At 66.6% G+C, this 1,861-nt stretch carries 1 protein-coding gene; it reads left to right on the top strand.

What is annotated here, in order from left to right:
- Positions 1-77: 77 nt before the first annotated feature.
- Positions 78-1,861: SLC13 family permease (locus DVH29_RS16020; protein ID WP_245945066.1), on the top strand; the 1,784-nt coding region annotated here is incomplete at its 3' end.

Here is a 1,861-nt window from a genome sequence, read left to right as displayed (position 1 = left end):
GCCCAGCGCATGATCGTTTGCGATTTGGCTTCGGCCCGGATCGGCCATGACGGCCCCGCGGCCCTCGACGGAGTTCCGTGTTGATCGCCGACCTCGTGCAGCCTTTCGGTACGCCGATCGTCGCGGGGGGCATTGCGCTGCTGCTCGTCGCCTTCGCCCGCGAATGGCGCTCGCCCGAAGTCAGCGCCTCGGTCGCCGTCTCGGTGTTCATGGTTCTGGGGCTGATCTCGGTCGAGGACGTGCTGGGCGTCATGTCCAACAGCGCCCCGGTCACCATCGCCGCCATGTTCGTCATATCGGCGGCGCTCATGCGCACCGGCGCGCTGGAGGCCTTCGCCCGGCTGGTGACCGCCCGCGCCCAGACCCACCCCTATCTCACCATGATGGTCTTTCTCATCGCCATCGCGGTGATGTCGGCCTTCATGAACAATACCCCCCTGGTCATGCTGATGATCCCGGTGGCCGTTTCCATGGCGCGGGTCATGGAGACCTCGGCCTCCAAGCTCCTCATCCCGGTCTCGTTCGCCGCCATTCTCGGCGGCACGGGAACGCTGATCGGCACCTCGACCAATATCCTCGTCGACAGTGTTGCCCAGCAGCGTGGGCTGGCGCCCTTCCACATCTTCGAGATCGCCCCGGTGGGGATCGTGGTGGCGGCGGCCGGCATCGTCACCCTGCTGCTGTTTCGCGGCCTGCTGCCCGACCGCAATGGCAATGCCCAGCTCACCGCCCCCGATGCCAACAAGAAATACGTGCTCGAGGCGATGATCGAGGACGATTCCCCCCATGTGGGCAAGAAGACCCGCGACGTCGCGGCCTTCAGCCGCGCCGACCGGCAGTTGATCGACGTCATCCGCGCCAACATCTCGCTGCGGCGGCACATGAATGAGGTGGTGCTGCAACCCGGCGACGTGGTGGTGCTGCGCACTTCGGTTGCCGAACTGCTCTCCATGAAGGAGGAGGGCGACCTCACCATGCGCGAGGCCCAGCACATGCAGTCGCTGGGCACCCGCCCCTCCTCGGTGGTCGAGGTCCTCATCAGCCCCAATACCGGCGTTTTGGGCAAGACCCTGCGCCATTTGCGGCTGCGCCGCCGCTATGGCGTCTACCCAATCGCGCTGCATCGGCGCGGCTCCATCCTGTCCGAGCGCTTCGAGACCGCCCCGCTCGAAGTCGGCGACACGCTGATGATCGAGGGGGCGTCCGAAGACCTGCAGCGTCTCGTGGAGGATTACGACCTGGTCAACGTCTCCGAACCCACCGAGCGCGGGTTCCGCCGCGCCAAGGCGCCCATCGCCATCGGGGTCATGCTGGCCGTGGTGGTCGGTGCCGCGCTGGGTCTGATGCCCATTGCCGGGCTGGCGGTCATCGGGGCGGCCGCCGTCCTCGTGTCGCGCTGCGTCGAGGTCGACGAGGCCGTGCAGGCGGTCGACTGGCGGGTGCTCGGGCTGATCATTGCCATGCTGGCCGTCGGGGTGGCCATGGACAATGTGGGGCTGGTCGACGATATCGTCGACGCCCTGGCCCCGGTGCTGATCACCGCCTCCCCGCTCTTTGCGCTGGGGGTGGTCTATCTTCTCTCCTCGGCGCTCACCGAGGTGGTGACCAACAATGCGGTGGCCGTCATCGTCACCCCGGTGGCCATCGGGCTGGCGAGCGGGCTCGGGGTCGATCCGCGCCCCTTCGTGGTGGCGGTGATGTTTGCGGCCAGCGCCAGCTTCCTCACCCCCATCGGTTACCAGACCAACACGCTGGTCTACAGCGCCGGCGGATACAAGTTCTTCGATTTCGTCCGCATCGGCGCGGTGATGAACGTCGTCGTCTTCACCGCAGCCATGATCATGATCCCAATCGTCTTTCC

Origin of the sequence: Pelagibacterium lacus (assembly GCF_003345525.1) — a bacterium.
GTDB lineage: Bacteria > Pseudomonadota > Alphaproteobacteria > Rhizobiales > Devosiaceae > Pelagibacterium > Pelagibacterium lacus.
The sequence above is the reverse complement of the archived record's forward strand: the minus strand, read 5'-3'. Positions and strand labels throughout refer to the sequence as shown.